The 15,761-nt window shown below is 70.3% G+C and carries 12 protein-coding genes; 7 read left to right on the top strand and 5 right to left on the bottom strand.

What is annotated here, in order from left to right:
- Positions 1 to 15: 15 nt before the first annotated feature.
- The 4 genes from ASF44_RS21260 to ASF44_RS21245 form a co-directional block, all read right to left on the bottom strand.
- On the bottom strand, positions 16 to 1,158 hold the full coding sequence (locus tag ASF44_RS21260) for an alanine racemase (RefSeq protein WP_056901248.1): 1,143 nt from the start codon (positions 1,156 to 1,158) through the stop codon (positions 16 to 18).
- Entirely contained in the window at positions 1,155 to 2,132 is a 978-nt protein-coding gene (locus ASF44_RS21255; protein WP_056901247.1) for a threo-3-hydroxy-L-aspartate ammonia-lyase, read from the bottom strand. Before ASF44_RS21255 ends, ASF44_RS21260 begins: the two co-directional genes overlap by 4 nt.
- A gap of 98 nt (positions 2,133 to 2,230) precedes the next feature.
- A complete protein-coding gene (locus tag ASF44_RS21250; RefSeq protein ID WP_056901246.1) occupies positions 2,231 to 3,145 on the bottom strand; it encodes a LysR family transcriptional regulator in 915 nt (304 codons plus the stop codon).
- A gap of 73 nt (positions 3,146 to 3,218) precedes the next feature.
- The gene (locus tag ASF44_RS21245) at positions 3,219 to 4,133 is read right to left on the bottom strand and encodes a LysR family transcriptional regulator (protein ID WP_056901245.1); all 915 of its coding nucleotides are present in this window, start codon (positions 4,131 to 4,133) and stop codon (positions 3,219 to 3,221) included.
- A gap of 212 nt (positions 4,134 to 4,345) precedes the next feature.
- Here ASF44_RS21245 and ASF44_RS21240 point away from each other — a divergent pair, with 212 nt between their 5' ends.
- The 4 genes from ASF44_RS21240 to ASF44_RS21225 all read left to right on the top strand — a co-directional run bounded on the left by ASF44_RS21240 (position 4,346) and on the right by ASF44_RS21225 (position 11,346).
- Positions 4,346 to 5,218, top strand: coding sequence for an alpha/beta hydrolase (locus ASF44_RS21240; RefSeq protein WP_056901244.1), 873 nt, complete (start codon positions 4,346 to 4,348; stop codon positions 5,216 to 5,218).
- 112 nt (positions 5,219 to 5,330) lie between these two features.
- The gene (locus tag ASF44_RS21235; RefSeq protein ID WP_082524948.1) at positions 5,331 to 6,602 is read left to right on the top strand and encodes an efflux RND transporter periplasmic adaptor subunit; all 1,272 of its coding nucleotides are present in this window, start codon (positions 5,331 to 5,333) and stop codon (positions 6,600 to 6,602) included.
- Between the two features lie 77 nt (positions 6,603 to 6,679).
- Complete coding sequence (locus ASF44_RS21230; RefSeq protein WP_056901243.1) at positions 6,680 to 9,919, top strand: efflux RND transporter permease subunit; 3,240 nt, start codon at positions 6,680 to 6,682, stop codon at positions 9,917 to 9,919.
- Positions 9,920 to 9,930: 11 nt separating this feature from the next.
- Positions 9,931 to 11,346, top strand: a complete 1,416-nt coding sequence (locus ASF44_RS21225) for an efflux transporter outer membrane subunit (RefSeq protein ID WP_082524947.1) — start codon at positions 9,931 to 9,933, stop codon at positions 11,344 to 11,346.
- A gap of 268 nt (positions 11,347 to 11,614) precedes the next feature.
- Here ASF44_RS21225 and ASF44_RS21220 read toward each other — a convergent pair whose 3' ends face one another.
- The gene (locus tag ASF44_RS21220; RefSeq protein ID WP_056901241.1) at positions 11,615 to 12,103 is read right to left on the bottom strand and encodes a hypothetical protein; all 489 of its coding nucleotides are present in this window, start codon (positions 12,101 to 12,103) and stop codon (positions 11,615 to 11,617) included.
- A gap of 119 nt (positions 12,104 to 12,222) precedes the next feature.
- Here ASF44_RS21220 and ASF44_RS21215 point away from each other — a divergent pair, with 119 nt between their 5' ends.
- Genes ASF44_RS21215 through ASF44_RS21205 form a run of 3 tightly spaced genes read left to right on the top strand, consistent with a single transcriptional unit; the run spans position 12,223 to position 15,761 of the window.
- Complete coding sequence (locus ASF44_RS21215; RefSeq protein WP_056901240.1) at positions 12,223 to 13,740, top strand: amidohydrolase family protein; 1,518 nt, start codon at positions 12,223 to 12,225, stop codon at positions 13,738 to 13,740.
- A gap of 22 nt (positions 13,741 to 13,762) precedes the next feature.
- On the top strand, positions 13,763 to 14,854 hold the full coding sequence (locus tag ASF44_RS21210) for an ABC transporter substrate-binding protein (RefSeq protein ID WP_056901239.1): 1,092 nt from the start codon (positions 13,763 to 13,765) through the stop codon (positions 14,852 to 14,854).
- A gap of 46 nt (positions 14,855 to 14,900) precedes the next feature.
- Entirely contained in the window at positions 14,901 to 15,761 is an 861-nt protein-coding gene (locus ASF44_RS21205) for an ABC transporter permease (RefSeq protein WP_369820951.1), read from the top strand.

The following is a 15,761-nucleotide window of genomic DNA, read 5'->3' as shown; positions in this document are numbered from 1 at the left end:
GGTGGCATGGCGGTCCTACCAGCCGCTGAAGCGCGGCCAGGTCTGCGGCGCACTGCCTTCGGCCGGCAGCACGTGGTAGGCCGCATGCTGCGCTCCCGTCGCGCAGGCGTGGTTGGGGTGGATGCGCAGCTGGCTGCCCAGCGGGAAGCGCTGCTCCAGGCCGGTGCCCGGGGCGCCGTGCCATTGCAGCACGCCGTGCTCCTGGTTGGCCTCGCCGAACGACAGGCCGGCGATGGGCTGGCCGTCCAGGTCGGTGACCAGGCCATAGCCGCGGTCCAGCGCCTGCCTGGCGGTGCCGCGGTCGCGGCTCATGGCCATCCAGCCGGCGTCGGTGATGATCCAGCCGGCCTCGGGGCGGTGGCCGATCACGGTGGCCAGCACGCTCAGGGCGATCTCGTCCACGCCGCAGACGCCGATCCCGGCCATCACGAGGTCGAAGAACACGTAGACGCCGGCGCGCACCTCGGTCACGCCGTCCAGCCGGCGCGCGTGCAGCGCGGTGGGCGTGGAGCCCACGCTGACCACGCGGCAGGCGTGGCCGGCGGCGCGCAGGCGCTCGGCCGCGCGCACGCAGCCGGCGCGTTCCTGCTCGGCCATGGCCTCGAGTGCGGCGGGCGTGTCCAGGCCGTAGGAGCTGCCGGCATGGGTCAGCACGCCGGCCAGTTCGGCGCCATCGTCCACGAGCGCCGCGGCCACGGCCAGCAACCGCGCGTCCTCGGGCGGGATGCCGCTGCGGTGGCCGTCGGTGTCGACCTCGATCAGCACGCGGTGGCTGTGGCCGTGCGCGCGCCCGTGTGCGGCCAGCTGTTCGGCGGCGGCGACGGACTCCACCAGCAGCGTCAGCCGGCAGCCCGCGCGCACCAGGCGCAGCGCGTGGTCGAACTTGGATGGCGCGATGGCCACGGCATACAGGATGTCGTCGATGCCCGCGGCGAAGAACTGTTCCGCCTCCTTGAGCGTGGAGACGGTGATGCCTTGCGCGCCCGCGGCGACCTGGCGGCGCACCACCTCGGCGCACTTGCTGGTCTTGGCGTGCGGGCGAAAGCGCACGCCCAGCGCGTCCATGCGCTGCTGCATGCGCGCGATGTTGCGCTGCATGCGGGCTTCGTCGAGCAGCAGCAGCGGTGTCTCCAGCGCCGACAGGTCGGGGCTCGTCATGCCGCTTGCGCCCCGAGCAGTTCGCACAGCCGCGCCAGGTCGACGTTGCCGCCGCTCAGCAGCACGCCGATGCGCTGGCCGCGCAGCGCGGGAGCCTCGCGCCGCACGGCGGCCAGGCCCAGGCAGCCGGTCGGCTCCACGACGGTCTTCATGCGCGCGGCGGCGAAGGCCATGGCGTCCACCAGCTCGGCGTCGCTGGCGGTCTGGATGTCGTCCACATCGCGCCGGATCACGCCGAACGTGTAGTGGCCCAGGTGCTGGGTCTGCGCGCCGTCGGCGATGGTCTTGGGCACGTCGATGTGCACGATGGCGCCGCTGCGCAGCGACTGCTGGCCGTCGTTGCCAGCCTCGGGCTCCACGCCGACGATGCGGGTCTTCGGCGACAGCGCGCGCAGCGCCAGCGCGGAGCCCGACAGCAGGCCGCCACCGCCCAGCGGCGCATAGAACGCGTCGAGCGGGCCGACCTCTTCGATGAGCTCCTTGGCGGCCGTGCCCTGGCCGGCGATCACGTCGGGATGGTCGTAGGGCGGGATCAGCGTGAGGCCGTGCTTTTGCGCCAGCTCGCGGCCGATCTGCTCGCGGTCCTCGGTGTAGCGGTCGTAGCCGACGACCGTGGCGCCGTAGCCCTTGGTGGCCGCGACCTTCATGGCCGGCGCGTCGTTCGGCATCACGATGGTGGCCGGAATGCCCAGGATGCGGGCCGACAGCGCGATGGCCTGCGCGTGGTTGCCCGACGAGAAGGCCACGACGCCGGCGCGGCGCTGCGCCGCGTCGAACTTCGACAAGGCGTTGAAGCCGCCGCGGAACTTGAAGGCGCCCATGCGCTGCAGGTTCTCGCACTTGAGGAACACCTGGGCGCCGATGGCCTCGTCGAGCGTGCGCGAGGTCATCACGGGCGTGCGGTGGGCGTGGCCTTCGATGCGGCGCGCAGCAAGGGCCACATCCTCGTAGGTCGGCAGGGTCAGGTCGTTCATGGCAATCGGCAGTCCGCAGGACAAAAGGCTATTGTGTTCAGAAACGCGGCCCGGCCGCCGGCGCCGCCCCTGTGGCGCGGGCCGGGCGCGGGGGGCGTTCAGCGCGCCTGCAGGTAGGGCGTTCCGGCGAACAGCGCGGTCGCCCAGTCCACGAAGGCGCGCACCTTGGCCGACAGGTGGCGGTTGGGCGGGTAGACCACGTGCAGCGGGATCGGCGGGTGGCTCCACTCGGACAGCACGCGCACGAGCGTGCCGTCGTCCACCAGGTGCTGCGCGCCGAAGCGTGCGATCTGCGTGATGCCCAGGCCGTTGACCACGGCCGTGGTCAGCGCATTGCTCTCGTTGACCGCGAGCTGGTAGGCGCCCTGGATCTCGTAGTGCTCGTCGCCCAGGTCGAACAGGTGCGGGAACTGCCGGCCTGTGCGCGAGGAGAAGTAGTTGATGAGCCGGTGGCCCTGCTCCAGCTCGCTCGGGTGGGCCGGCGTGCCGTGCGCCGCGAGGTAGCCGGGGGTGGCGACCGTCATGAACTCCACGCCGCCGATGCGCCGCGCCACCAGCGACTGCTCGGTCAGCTCGCCGCCGCGGATCACGCAGTCCACGTTGTCGGCGATCAGGTCCACCGGCCGGTCGCTCACGCCCAGGTCGAGCTGGATGTCGGGAAAGCGCTCGAAGAACTCGTGCAGCCGCGGGATCACCAGCAGCCGCGCCAGCGAGGCGCCCACGTCCACCCGCAGCCGCCCGCTGGGGCGCGACTGGGCGTTGCTCATGCTGGCCTCGATGTCGTCGAAATCGGACAGCAGCCGCACGGTGCGCTCGTAGTAGGCCGCGCCGTCGGGCGTGACGGTCACGCGGCGCGTGGTGCGGTTGAGCAGCTTGACGCGCAGGCGCGCCTCCAGGTACTGGATCTGCTTGGTGACGGTGCCCTTGGGAATGTCGAGCGACTCGGCCGCCTTGGTGAAGCTGCCGGCCTCGACGACGCGCGTGAACATGCGCATGGACTGGATCTGGTCCATTCGTCTTTCCTGTGGTGATGGGTGCCCGCTGGATGCGGTGGGGGCGCGACTTTAGCGGGAACCTCGAAAACTGTCAGCGCACCTGCATGTAGGGGTTCTTGCCGAACAGCTCGGCCGCCCAGTCGACGAAGGCGCGCACCTTGGCCGACAGGTGGCGGTTGGGCGGGTAGACCACGTAGAAGGGCAGGGTGCGGCGCTTCCAGTCGGGCAGCACCTGCACCAGCGCGCCGCTTTCCAGGTGCGGCTTGACGTCGAAGCGCGTCAGCGCGGCGATGCCCAGGCCGGCCAGCGCCGCCTCGGACAGCGCGTTGCTCTCGTTCACGGCCAGTTGGTAGCGGCCGGCGATCTCGTGCACCTCGCCGTTGCACTCGAAGTAGTGGTCGTACTGGCGGCCCGTGCGCGACGAGAAGAAGCTGACCATGGTGTGCTGCTGCTCCAGTTCGGTCGGGTGCGCGGGCGTGCCGTGGCGCGCCAGGTAGGCCGGCGCCGCCACGCTCACGAAGTCGATGTTGCCGATGCGCCGCGCCACCAGCGACTGCTCGGTCAGCTCGCCGCCGCGGATCACGCAGTCCACGTTGTCGGCGATGAGGTCGACCGGCCGGTCGCTCACGCCCAGGTCGAGCTGGATGTCCGGGTAGCGCGTGAAGAAGTCCTGCAGCGCCGGGATCACCAGCAGCCGCGCCACCGAGGCACCGATGTCCACGCGCAGCCGCCCGCGCGGGCGGGCCTGGGCGTTGCTCATGCTGGCCTCGATGTCGTCCAGGTCGGACAGCAGCCGCAGCGTGCGCTCGTAGTAGGCCGCGCCGTCGGGCGTGACTGTCACGCGGCGCGTGGTGCGGTTCAGCAGCAGCACGCGCAGCCGCGTCTCCAGCGCCTGGATCTGCTTGGTGACGGTGCCCTTGGGCAGGTCGAGCGACTCTGCAGCCTTGGTGAAACTGCCTGCCTCGACGACGCGCGTGAACGTGCGCATAGCCTGGATCTGGTCCATGGGCTCTTTCTTGCTTGTTTTTGAGGATCAGTAGATACCCGCGGTTCCGAAAGGTTCAGCGGGAAGATCCCCCGGCATTCTGGAGGGATTGTTGGTGACTCGGAAACAGTGAAACGGTTGCTTGCGCATTTATCCGACGCCGTGATGGGCCTACATTCACCAGCATCGTTAAAAGTTCTGTGTTCTCACCACGCTCACACCAGGAGTCCGCCATGTCCGCCGCCACCGCCACCCCGTCGACCACCGCTGCCCCGCAGGGCAACGGTTTTGCGAGCTGGCGCGAGACCGTGGTCGAGCTCAAGGGCCTGGCGCCCGTGCCCACCCGGGTCTACGGCGAGCGCAAGCGCGGCCAGGTTGCCCCGCTGGTGGTGCACTTCCATGGGGGCGCGTTCACGGCCGGCGGGCTCGATTGCGGCGTCAAGCTGGCCAGCATGCTGGCCGAAGCCGGCGCCATCGTCGTCTCCATCGCCTACCCGCTGGCGCCGGCCCACCCGTTCCCGCAGGCGCTGGACGTGGGCTACGGCGTGCTGGAGTGGGCCTACAAGCAGCGCGCCAAGCTGGCCGGCACCGGCGCCCCGGTGTTCCTGGCCGGCGAGGAGGCCGGCGGCAACCTGGCCGCCGCCACCGCGCTGATGGCACGCGACCGCGCACACCCGCCGCTGGCCGGCCAGGTGCTGGTCTCGCCCATGCTGGACCCGTGCACGGGCATGGCCTCGGTGCGCGCCGTCACGTGCACCGAAACCCAGGGCAAGTGGGCCGACGGCTGGCGCAACTACCTGCGCTGCCCGCAGGACGCCACCCACCCGTACGCCGTGCCCGGCGGTTCCCTGCGGCTCGGCGGCATCGCGTCCACGCTGGTGTTGACCTCCAGCGACGACCCGATGCGCGACGAGGCCCGTGCCTATGCCGACAAGCTGCGCGCCGCTGGCGTGCCGGTCGATTTCGAGATGCTGACGCCGGCCACGGGCTGGCCCAACACCTTGCTGGCCAACGAGCCCATGGAATGCGCCTGCGCGGCCATGGTGCGGCCGCGCCTTGAGAGCTTCTTCGCGGCCCGCATGCCGGCGAAGAAGAGCACCGACTAGCGTTTTGCCCTCCCTGCGCGGGACGGGGCCTTCTTTCCAATCTGCCCGAACCGGCCACCCAGAACGGCCGGGAGGGATGCCTTTTTCTGTTTTTCGTTTCGAGGGAGTTGCCATGTCCGATCCATTTGCCGATCCGTATTCCGATCCGACCCAGGTCCGCCCGCGGCGCAACCGCGTGCTGGCCGTGGGCACTGCGCTGGTGCTGGCCATGGCCGTTGCCGGCGTGGTCTTCATGCTGCAGTCGCCCAAGGTGCATGCCGATGCGCTGCCGGTGCAGCCGCCTGCCACGCCGGTCTCCGTCGCCACGGTGGCGCAGGCCGACGTCGCCACCTGGGACGAGTTCTCGGGCCGGCTGGAGGCCGTGGAGCGCGTCGACCTGCGCTCGCGCGTCGCCGGCACCGTGCTGTCGGTGCACTTCCGCGAAGGCGCACTGGTCAAGAAGGGCGACCTGCTCGTCACCATCGACCCGGCCTCGTACGCGGCCGATGTCGAACGTGCCGAGGCCCAGGTGGTGGCGGCCGAGGCCCGCCAGTCCTTCACGCGCAGCGAACTCGACCGCGCCCAGCGCCTGCTGGACGAACGCGCCATCGCCCAGCGCGAGCACGACGAACGCGCCAACGCGCACCGCGAGGCCCAGGCCAACCTGCGCGCCGCCCAGGCCGCGCTGCAGTCGGCCAGGCTCAACCTGTCGTGGACGCAGGTGCGCGCGCCGGTCGCCGGCCGCGCCGGCAAGGTCGAGATCACGGTGGGCAACCTGGTGTCGGCCGGCGCCGGTGCACCGGTGCTGACCACGCTGGTCTCGGTCAGCCCGATCTATGCCAGCTTCGACGCCGACGAGCAGGTCGTCACGCGGGCGCTGCGCGAGTTGCCGGGTGGTGGCGCACGCACGCAGATCGAGCGCATTCCAGTGCAGATGGGCACCGCCGCGGACGACGCCACGCCGCTGGTCGGCCGGCTGCAGTGGGTCGACAACCAGGTCGATGCCAAGAGCGGCACCGTGCGCGTGCGGGCCCAGTTCGACAACAAGGACGGCACGCTGATGCCCGGCCAGTTCGCACGGCTGCGCATGGGCCAGGTCAAGAGCAGCGCCGTGTTGCTCGTCAACGAGCGTGCCGTCGGCACCGACCAGGACAAGAAGTTCGTGATCGTGGTCGACGCCGAGAACAAGGCGCAGTGGCGCCAGGTGCAGTTGGGCGCCAACGCCAACGGCCTGCGCATCGTGACGCAGGGCCTGCAGCCGGGCGAGCGCGTGGTCGTCAACGGCCTGCAGCGCGTGCGCCCGGGCACGGTGGTGGACCCGCAACCGGTGGCCATGGATGCCCGGCCGCAAGGCCCGGGACAGCAGGCCAAGGCCGACGCCGCGGCCGCCGCGCCCAAGTCCTGATTCCCTAGCCCCATCCGAATTCAGCCACACCATGCCTGCCGGCGCCCTGCGCGCCGGTGGCAGGGGGGACCTTTGCCATGAACCTCTCCAAATTCTTCATCGACCGGCCGATCTTCGCCGGCGTGCTGTCGGTGCTGATCTTCCTCGCGGGCCTGATCGCCATGCGCGCGCTGCCGATCTCCGAGTACCCGGAAGTCGTGCCGCCCTCGGTGGTGGTGCGCGCCCAGTACCCCGGCGCCAATCCCAAGGTCATCGCCGAGACGGTGGCCACGCCGCTGGAAGAACAGATCAATGGCGTCGAAGGCATGCTCTACATGGGCAGCCAGGCCACGACCGACGGCGTGATGACGCTGACCGTGACCTTCAAGCTCGGCACCGACCCCGACAAGGCCCAGCAGCTCGTGCAGAACCGCGTGGCGCAGGCCGAGCCGCGGCTGCCCGAGGAGGTGCGGCGCCTGGGGCTGACGACGATCAAGAGCTCGCCCGACATCACCATGGTGGTGCACCTGGTCTCGCCCAACGGCCGCTACGACATGAACTACCTGCGCAACTACGCGGTGCTCAATGTCAAGGACCAGCTGGCGCGCATCCAGGGCGTGGGCCAGGTGCAGATCTTCGGCGGCGGCGAGTACTCCATGCGCGTCTGGCTCGACCCGCAGAAGGTGGCGCAGCGCGGCCTGTCGGCCAGCGACGTGGTGGCCGCCATCCGGGGCCAGAACATCCAGGCCGCGGCCGGTGTGGTCGGTGCCTCGCCAGGCCTGCCGGGCGTGGACGTGCAGCTGTCCATCAACGCCCAGGGCCGTTTGCAGAACGAGGAAGAGTTCGGCGACATCATCGTCAAGACCGGTGCCGATGGCGCCGTGACGCGGCTGCGCGACATCGCGCGGCTGGAACTCGGCGCGGCCGACTATTCGCTGCGCTCCCTGCTCAACAACGACCAGGCCGTGGGCATGGGCGTGTTCCAGGCCCCGGGCGCCAACTCGCTGCAGATCTCGGCGCAGGTGCGCGAGACCATGGCGCAACTCAAGCACAACATGCCCGAGGGCGTGGAGTTCCGCATCGCCTACGACCCCACGCAGTTCGTGCGCGCCTCCATCGAATCGGTGGTGCACACGCTGCTGGAAGCCATCGCGCTGGTGGTGATCGTGGTGATCGTGTTCCTGCAGACCTGGCGCGCGTCCATCATTCCGCTGCTGGCCGTGCCGGTGTCGGTGGTGGGCACCTTCGCCGTGCTGCACATGCTGGGCTTCTCGATCAACGCGCTCTCTCTGTTCGGCCTGGTGCTGGCCATCGGCATCGTGGTGGACGACGCCATCGTGGTGGTGGAGAACGTGGAGCGCAACATCGCCGAAGGCCTGAGCCCGCGCGAGGCCACCTACCGCGCCATGCGCGAGGTGTCCGGCCCCATCATCGCCATCGCGCTGGTGCTGGTGGCGGTGTTCGTGCCGCTGGCCTTCATCAGCGGGCTCACGGGCCAGTTCTACAAGCAGTTCGCGGTGACGATCGCCATTTCCACGGTGATCTCGGCCATCAACTCGCTGACGCTGTCGCCGGCCCTGGCCGCGCTGCTGCTCAAGGGGCATGACGAACCCAAGGACGCGCTCACGCGCGGCATGGACCGCGTGCTGGGCGGCTTCTTCCGCGGCTTCAACAAGCTGTTCGCGCGCGGCTCCAACGCCTACGGCGGCGGCGTGAAGCACGCGATCGCACGCAAGGGCCTCATGCTGGTGCTGTACGCGGCCCTGGGCCTGGTCACGGTCGGCGTGTTCAAGGCCGTGCCCTCCGGCTTCGTACCGCTGCAGGACAAGCAGTACCTGATCGGCTTCGCCCAGCTGCCCGACGGCGCCACGCTGGACCGCACCGAGGACGTGGTCAAACGCATGGGCGACATCATGAAGAAGAACCCGTACGTGGAAGACACCATCGCGTTCCCCGGCCTGTCGATCAACGGCTTCACGAACAGCTCGAACTCCGGCATCGTGTTCGCCACGCTCAAGCCCTTCGCGGAGCGCCAACGTGCCGACCAGAGCGGCGGCGCCGTGGCCGGCCAGCTGAACCAGTCGTTCGGCAGCATCCAGGACGCCTTCATCGTGATGTTCCCGCCGCCGCCCGTGCAGGGCCTCGGAACCACGGGCGGCTTCAAGCTGCAGCTGCAGGACCGCGGATCGCTGGGCTACGAGGGCATGGACGCGGCCGTCAAGGCCTTCATGGCCAAGGCCTACCAGACGCCTGAACTCGCCGGCATCTTCAGCAGCTGGCAGGTCAACGTGCCGCAGCTGTACGCCGACATCGACCGCACCAAGGCGCGCCAGCTCGGCGTGCCCGTGACGGACATCTTCGACACGCTGCAGATCTACCTGGGCAGCCTGTACGCGAACGACTTCAACAAGTTCGGCCGCACCTACAGCGTGCGCGTGCAGGCCGATGCGCCGTACCGCGCCCGTGCCGAAGACGTGGGCCTGCTCAAGGTGCGTTCGAACACGGGCGAGATGGTGCCGCTGTCGGCGCTCATGAAGGTCAATTCCAGCTTCGGCCCGGAACGCGCCATGCGCTACAACGGCTACCTCTCGGCCGACATCAACGGCGCTCCGGCGCCGGGCTTCTCGTCGGGCCAGGCGCAGGACGCCATCGAGCGCATCGCCAAGGAGACGCTGCCGCCCGGCGTGGGCTACGAATGGACCGAGCTGACCTACCAGGAGATCCTGGCCGGCAATTCGGGCCTGTGGATCTTCCCGCTGGCGCTGCTGCTGGTGTTCCTGGTGCTGGCCGCGCAGTACGAGAGCCTGACGCTGCCCATCGCCATCATCCTGATCGTTCCCATGGGCCTCCTGGCCGCGATGGCCGGGGTCTGGCTGACCAATGGCGACAACAACGTGTTCACGCAGATCGGCCTCATGGTGCTGGTCGGGCTCAGTGCGAAGAACGCGATCCTGATCGTGGAATTCGCGCGCGAGCTGGAGTTCGCCGGGCGAACGCCCATCCAGGCGGCCATCGAGGCGGCGCGGCTGCGGCTGCGGCCCATCCTGATGACCTCGCTGGCCTTCGTCATGGGTGTGCTGCCGCTGGTGCTGTCCACCGGCGCCGGCGCCGAGATGCGTAGCGCCATGGGCGTGGCCGTGTTCTCCGGAATGATCGGCGTGACCGCCTTCGGCCTGTTCCTGACGCCCGTGTTCTACGTGTTGCTGCGCAAGCTGGCGGGCAACCGGCCGCTGGCGCACCACGGCGAGGTGCATGCGCCCGTGACCGCTGCTGCGCACGGCGGTGGCGGCGCTTCCATCCAGCCGCTGCCGGCCGCACCGCGCCACCCCATCGAATAAGGAGTCCCGCCATGCGATTTCCCAAGACCGTCCTCGTCCCGCTGCTGGCCGCGCTGATCCTGGCCGGCTGTGCCACCGGCCCGCTGCCGGCCACCCCGGCCGAGCACGCGCTGCCCGCCGTGCCCGCCGTCTTCAAGGAAGGCAATGCGCGCTTTGCCACCGTCGCACCGGCCGAACAGGCCGAGCGCGGCGCCTGGTGGCAGGCCTTCGGCGACCCGGTGCTGGGTGACCTGGTCGAACGTGCCGCGGCGCGCAACACCAGCGTGCAGGAGGCCGCGGCGCGGCTGGCGCAGGCGCGCGCGCTGCTGCGCAACGCCGAGGCCGACCGCGCCCCGCAGATCGGCATCGGCGCGGGCGCCCAGCGTGGCGCCGGGGCCGACACGGCGCAGGGCAGCCAGCCTGCCAGCGTGCTGACCGCCAAGGCCAACTTCTCTTACGAGCTGGACCTGTTCGGCCGCCTGGCGCAGGCGCGCGATGCGGCCGGGCTGGACGCCGATGCGCGCGCCGCGCTGCTGCAGAGCACGCGCCTCATGGTGCAGGCCGAGACCGCGCAGACCTACCTCACCCTGCGGGCGCTGGACGACGAGCGCGCCCTGGTGCGCCAGACGGTGGCCGCCTACGACGACACGCTGCGCCTGACGCAGCGCCGCTTCGACGCCGGCGACGTGGCCGAGCTCGACCTCGTGCGCGTGCAGGGCGAGGTGGCGGCCAACGAGGCCGAGGCGCTGGCGCTGGACCGCCGCCGCGCGGAACTCGAGCATGCGCTGGCCGTGCTGGTCGGCGAGGCCGCGTCGAGCTTCCAGCTGGCACCGCAGGACTGGCGCAGCGCGCTGCCGAAGATCCCGGCCGGCGTGCCGGCCGCGGTGCTCGCGCGCCGGCCCGATGTGTCTGCCGCCCAGCTGAGCCTGCAGGCCGCCCAGGCCCGCGTGGGCGTGGCGCGCACCGCATGGTTCCCCGACATCGCGCTGACCGGCGCTGGCGGCTTCGCCTCCACCGACCTGGGCGACCTGTTCAAGTGGTCGGCCCGAGCCTGGGGCATCGGCGCGCTGCTGTCGCTGCCGGTGTTCGACGGCGGCCGGCGCGAAGCCAACTTGCAGAACGCCGCTGCGCAGCTGGACGTGGCCGCCGCCGGCTACCGCGCCCAGGTGCTGGGCGCCTTCCGCGACGTGGAGGACCAACTGGCCGCGCTGCGCCTGCTCGACGAACAGTCGCAGGCCCAGGGCCGCGCCGTGACGGCCGCGGCGCGGGCCTCGGCGCTGTCGGAGACGCGCTACCGCAACGGCCTCGTGAGCCAGATCGAGCTCTTGGACGCGCGCCGCAGCGAGCTGCGCAACCGGCGCCAGGCGCTGCAGGTCAAGTCTGCGCAGTACCAAGCCACCGTGGGACTGGTGCGGGCCCTGGGCGGAGGCTGGGAGCGCGGCGCCTGAAGCCGTTTGCCGCCGGTGCAGCCCGCGCAATGGCCGCACCGGCGACAGGGCTTCAAATGCGAGTTCTTCTCAACTGGGGTAGGATGGCGCCATCGGGAGTGCAGGCGGCACCGCAGGCGCTCCCCACCGGTTTCATCGTGGGGCGACCCGAGGCTTCGGTCTCCAAGGTCGTTTTTTGCTAGCCAACTTCTCCAGGCCAGCCAAGCATTTTTTCCCACGCATGACACAGGCCGCGCCAGGCGGTTTGTGCAGCCCGGCTCCCCTGTCTTTAGCGCCTGTCGCGGAACTGCCGCGGGTCCATGCCGATCTCGGTGCGCCGTACCCGGCCGGCCGGATCGAAGTAGACGTAGAACATCTGGTCCACCATGCCGCCGCGCCAGCGATAGGTCCAGACCGGTCCGTCCCAGCGCCCGACCGCCCCCACGTAGCCCGGCGGGCCGAACTCGCGGTCGATATCGGCCTGGGTCCAGCTGCCGTCCAGCGGGATGCGCGCGAAGTCGTTTTCATTGAGCACCTGGCGCGCCTGCAGCACGCGGCCTGCGGCGTCGATGTCCACCATCACCACCTCCTGGCCCATGGGCTGGAAGCTGTACTGCAGCCGCTCGCCCTGGGTCAGCGGCACGACGCGCGTGGGCTGGCCCCAGCGTGACAGCACCTCGGCACGCGGCATGCCGGGTTTCAGGCTCTCGACGGTGCCGCAGGCAACGAGCAGGGCGGCGAGAAGGGAGGCGCTCCAGCGCAGAAGGGGGTGGGGCATGGTGCCGCGCAGCTTACGTCTTATCCGTTCTGCACGCATGCACATGCGAAAGCCTTCGTTTGCACGGGGCAGACCGGCTTCGAAGATGCGCGGACCGATTCCATCCAAGGAGCACCCGCGTGAACACCCGACTGAACCCCGCCAAGGCTTCGCGTTCGGCCGCCGTCAAGGCCCGGCTGGACCACCCCGTCATCGACACCGACGTGCATGTGAACGACTACGCGCCGGTGCTGGAGGACTATGTCGCCCAGTACGGCGGCCCCCAGCTCGTGGACGCGCTGCGCAAGGCCCTGGGCGGCCGCTTCGTCACGCGCGACGGGGGCGGCAAGGACTGGTACCAGCAGACGGCCGCCGAGCGCGCCCACCACCGCACGCTGCGCGCGCCCTGGTGGGCCCGCGTCACGCGCAACACCTACGACCTGGCCACCTACACCATCCCGGCGCTGCTGTACGAGCGCCTGGCCGAGCAGGGCTCGGACTACTCGGTGCTGTTTCCCAACGACGTGCTGTCGCCGGCCGCGGCCGGCAGCGAGTACCGCCAGCCGCTGCACCGTGCGCTGAACCACTTCCACGCCGACCAGTACCGCGCCTATGCCGACCGGCTGACGCCGGTGGCCGGCATCCCGATGCACAACCCCAAGGAGGCCATCGAGGAGCTGGAATTCGCGGTCAGGACGCTGGGCCTGAAGGTCATCAACATCCCGGGCGGCGTACGCCGGCCGATCCCGGCGATCGCCGAGAAGTACCCGGCCAAGGACCATCCGGAGATCGCCAGGCACGCGACCTACACCGACTTCTACGGCATCGACAGCCCGCACGACTACGACCCGTTCTGGGCCAAGGTGGTCGAGCTCGGCGTGCCCGTGACCACGCACTACGGCAGCCAGGGCTGGACCGGCCGGCATTCCACCAGCAACTACATGTTCAACCACATCGGCCACTTCGCCGATGGCTCGCAGGCGTTTGCCAAGGCGCTGTTCTTCGGCGGCGTCACGCGGCGCTTCCCGGGGTTGCGCGTGGCGCTGCTGGAGGGCGGGGCCGACTGGGGCTCGCATGTGTTCACGCACCTGGTGGACCGCTGGGAGAAGCGCAACCGCGATGCCGTGCGCAACTACGACCCGGCCGCCGTCGATGTCGACCTGCTGGCCGCGCTGTTCGACCAGCACGGCGCCGATCTGCTGCAGGGCCGCGCGGTGGACAAGTCCAGGCTGGTGCGCGACAGCCTGGGCATCTCGGCGCTGCCGCACAGCCGGGAGCCGAACGACAGCGAGATCGACGACTTCGCGCTGGCCGGCATCGAGAGCGTGGACGACATCCGCGCGCGCTGGGTCGATCCGTTCTTCTTCGGCTCCGAGGCCGACGACCGCACCGTGGCCGCCGCCTTCAACCACCGCGTGCATCCGGGGGGCGTGAAGATCAACGCGATCTGGTCGTCCGACGTGGGCCACTGGGACGTGCCCGAGTTCACCGAGCCGCTGGCCGAGACCTGGGACCTGGTGGAGCAGGGCGTGATCTCGGCGCAGGACTTCCGCGCCTTCACCTTCGGCAATCCGCTGCGCTTCTACACCGAGGCCAATCCCCGCTTCTTCGACGGCACGGCCGTCGGCCGCAAGCTCGACCTGGCGCCCGCCGCCTGATCCCGATTCCAAGGATTTCCGCATGTTCTTGACGACACGACTCGTGAAGGGCTGGGCGCTCGCGCTGGCCCTGTTCGGCGCGCTGGCGCCTGCCCACGCCGCACCCGAGGTCATCCGCATCGGCGTGGCCACGGCCGGCGGTGGCGATCCCGTCACCTGGGGCGGCTCGCCCGGCGGTGTGGCGCGCAGCCAGCAGTGGCTGGAGGAGGAGTTCAAGGGCTCGGGCACCAGGATCGAATGGCTGTTCTTCAAGGGCGCGGGGCCGGCCGTCAACGAGGCGCTGTCCAACAAGCAGATCGACTTCGCCTACCAGGGCGACCTGCCCTCGCTGGTCGGCCGCGCCAATGGCCTGAACACCAGGCTGCTGCTGGCCAGCGGCACGCGCAACAACCTGTACGTGGTGGTGCCGCCGAAGTCCGACATCCAGTCGATCAAGGATCTCAAGGACCGCAAGGTCTCGATCTTCCGCGGCACCAACGGCCACCTGGTCGCCATCAACGTGCTGGCCGCCAACGGCCTGGCCGAACGCGACATCAAGGGCGTGAACCTGGACACCGGCAGCGCGCAGGCGGCGCTGGTCTCCAGTGGCGTGGACGCGGCCTTCGGCGGCAGCGAGTGGTTCAAGGTGCGCGACCAGGGCCTGGCGCGCGTGGTCTATTCCACCCAGGGCCAGGACCCGGCGTACACGCGCCAGGCCGCGCTGCTGGTGCATGGCGAATTCGAGAAGGCCAACCCGGCCGAGGTGCAACGCGTGGTCGACGTGTTCGTGCGCGCCGCCAAATGGGCATCGGACGAGAAGAACCGCGACGAACTGTTCGCCATCTGGGCCAAGAGCGGCACGCCGGTCGCGTCGTACAAGGCAGAGTTCGAGAACCAGTCGCTGGCCGAGCGCAACACGCCGCTGCTCGACGCCTTCCTGCTCGCGCGCTACAAGGCCGTGGTCGACGATGCGCTCAAGCTCAAGCTGATCCGCCGCAGCGTGACGGTGGACGACTGGTTCGAGCCCAAATACCTGCGCGCAGCGCTCAAGAAGCAGGGCCTGGAGAACCATTGGACGGCCTACGACGCCAAGGGCAAGCCGGTGGGGGGCAGCGCGTCCGTCGCCGCACGCTGAGATGGGTGTCGAGCAGACCTTCGTGCCGCTGCTGACGGGCGGCGCACTGACCGCGCCATCGCTGCCGACCCCGGCCGCGCCCCCGTCCACGGCCGCCGTGCCGCGCACGCCGCCTGGGGTGCGCAAGGCGCCCCTGGCGGCTCCCGCGCGCCGCGGCGACGCGCTGCTGCCCTGGCTGCTGCCGGCCGCGCTGCTGGGGCTGTGGTTCCTGGGTGCGGCCCAGGGCTGGATCTCGCCGCAGGTGCTGCCGCCACCGCAATTCGTCTGGGAGACGCTGCGCGACCTGGCCACCAGCGGCGAGCTGTGGATGCACGTGTCGGCCAGCCTGCAGCGCGTGGTGGTCGGTTTTGCGGCCGGTGCGCTGCTGGGGCTGGTGCTGGGCTCGGCGATGGGCCTGTCGCGCAGCGTCGAGGCGTACCTGCTGCCCACCTTCAACGCCCTGGTGCAGATCCCGGTGCTGGGCTGGCTGCCCTTCGTGCTGCTGCTGGTGGGCATCGGCGAGCCGCTCAAGTACATCCTGATCGCCAAGGCCGCGTTGGTGCCGGTGGCGCTCAACACCTTGCAGGGCTTCCGCCAGACGCCGCAAAGCCTGCGCGAGGTGGGCCGGGTCTACGGCTACAGCCCACGCCAGCAGGTGCTGGAGATCGTGCTGCCACATGCGCTGCCGACGCTGTTCACGGGCCTGCGGCTGGGCTTCACCAAGGCCTGGCTGTCGCTGGTGGTGGTCGAGCTGGTGGCCTCCAGCGAAGGCTTGGGCTACCTGATCGTCTACGGCCGCCAGCTGTTCCAGCTCGACCAGGTGATGGCCGCGGTGATCGTGGTCGGCGCCATCGGCTACGCCATCGACCGGGGTCTGGACTGGGCCGAGCGCCGCGTCGCCAGCGGCCGGCCGGGAGCGGCGCGGTGA

Origin of the sequence: Pseudorhodoferax sp. Leaf274, assembly GCF_001422445.1 — a bacterium.
GTDB lineage: Bacteria > Pseudomonadota > Gammaproteobacteria > Burkholderiales > Burkholderiaceae_C > Pseudorhodoferax.
This window is presented reverse-complemented; position numbering and strand designations above follow the sequence as displayed.

Excerpts from the sequence above, each read along its gene's own strand:
- ASF44_RS21245 (WP_056901245.1), bottom strand. The coding sequence starts at position 4,133 with ATGGACCAGATCCAGGCTATGCGCACGTTCACGCGCGTCGTCGAGGCA.
- ASF44_RS21210 (WP_056901239.1), top strand. The coding sequence starts at position 13,763 with ATGTTCTTGACGACACGACTCGTGAAGGGCTGGGCGCTCGCGCTGGCC.
- ASF44_RS21235 (WP_082524948.1), top strand. The coding sequence starts at position 5,331 with ATGTCCGATCCATTTGCCGATCCGTATTCCGATCCGACCCAGGTCCGC.
- ASF44_RS21250 (WP_056901246.1), bottom strand. The coding sequence starts at position 3,145 with ATGGACCAGATCCAGTCCATGCGCATGTTCACGCGCGTCGTCGAGGCC.
- ASF44_RS21230 (WP_056901243.1), top strand. The coding sequence starts at position 6,680 with ATGAACCTCTCCAAATTCTTCATCGACCGGCCGATCTTCGCCGGCGTG.
- ASF44_RS21260 (WP_056901248.1), bottom strand. The coding sequence starts at position 1,158 with ATGACGAGCCCCGACCTGTCGGCGCTGGAGACACCGCTGCTGCTGCTC.
- ASF44_RS21220 (WP_056901241.1), bottom strand. The coding sequence starts at position 12,103 with ATGCCCCACCCCCTTCTGCGCTGGAGCGCCTCCCTTCTCGCCGCCCTG.
- ASF44_RS21255 (WP_056901247.1), bottom strand. The coding sequence starts at position 2,132 with ATGAACGACCTGACCCTGCCGACCTACGAGGATGTGGCCCTTGCTGCG.
- ASF44_RS21240 (WP_056901244.1), top strand. The coding sequence starts at position 4,346 with ATGTCCGCCGCCACCGCCACCCCGTCGACCACCGCTGCCCCGCAGGGC.
- ASF44_RS21225 (WP_082524947.1), top strand. The coding sequence starts at position 9,931 with ATGCGATTTCCCAAGACCGTCCTCGTCCCGCTGCTGGCCGCGCTGATC.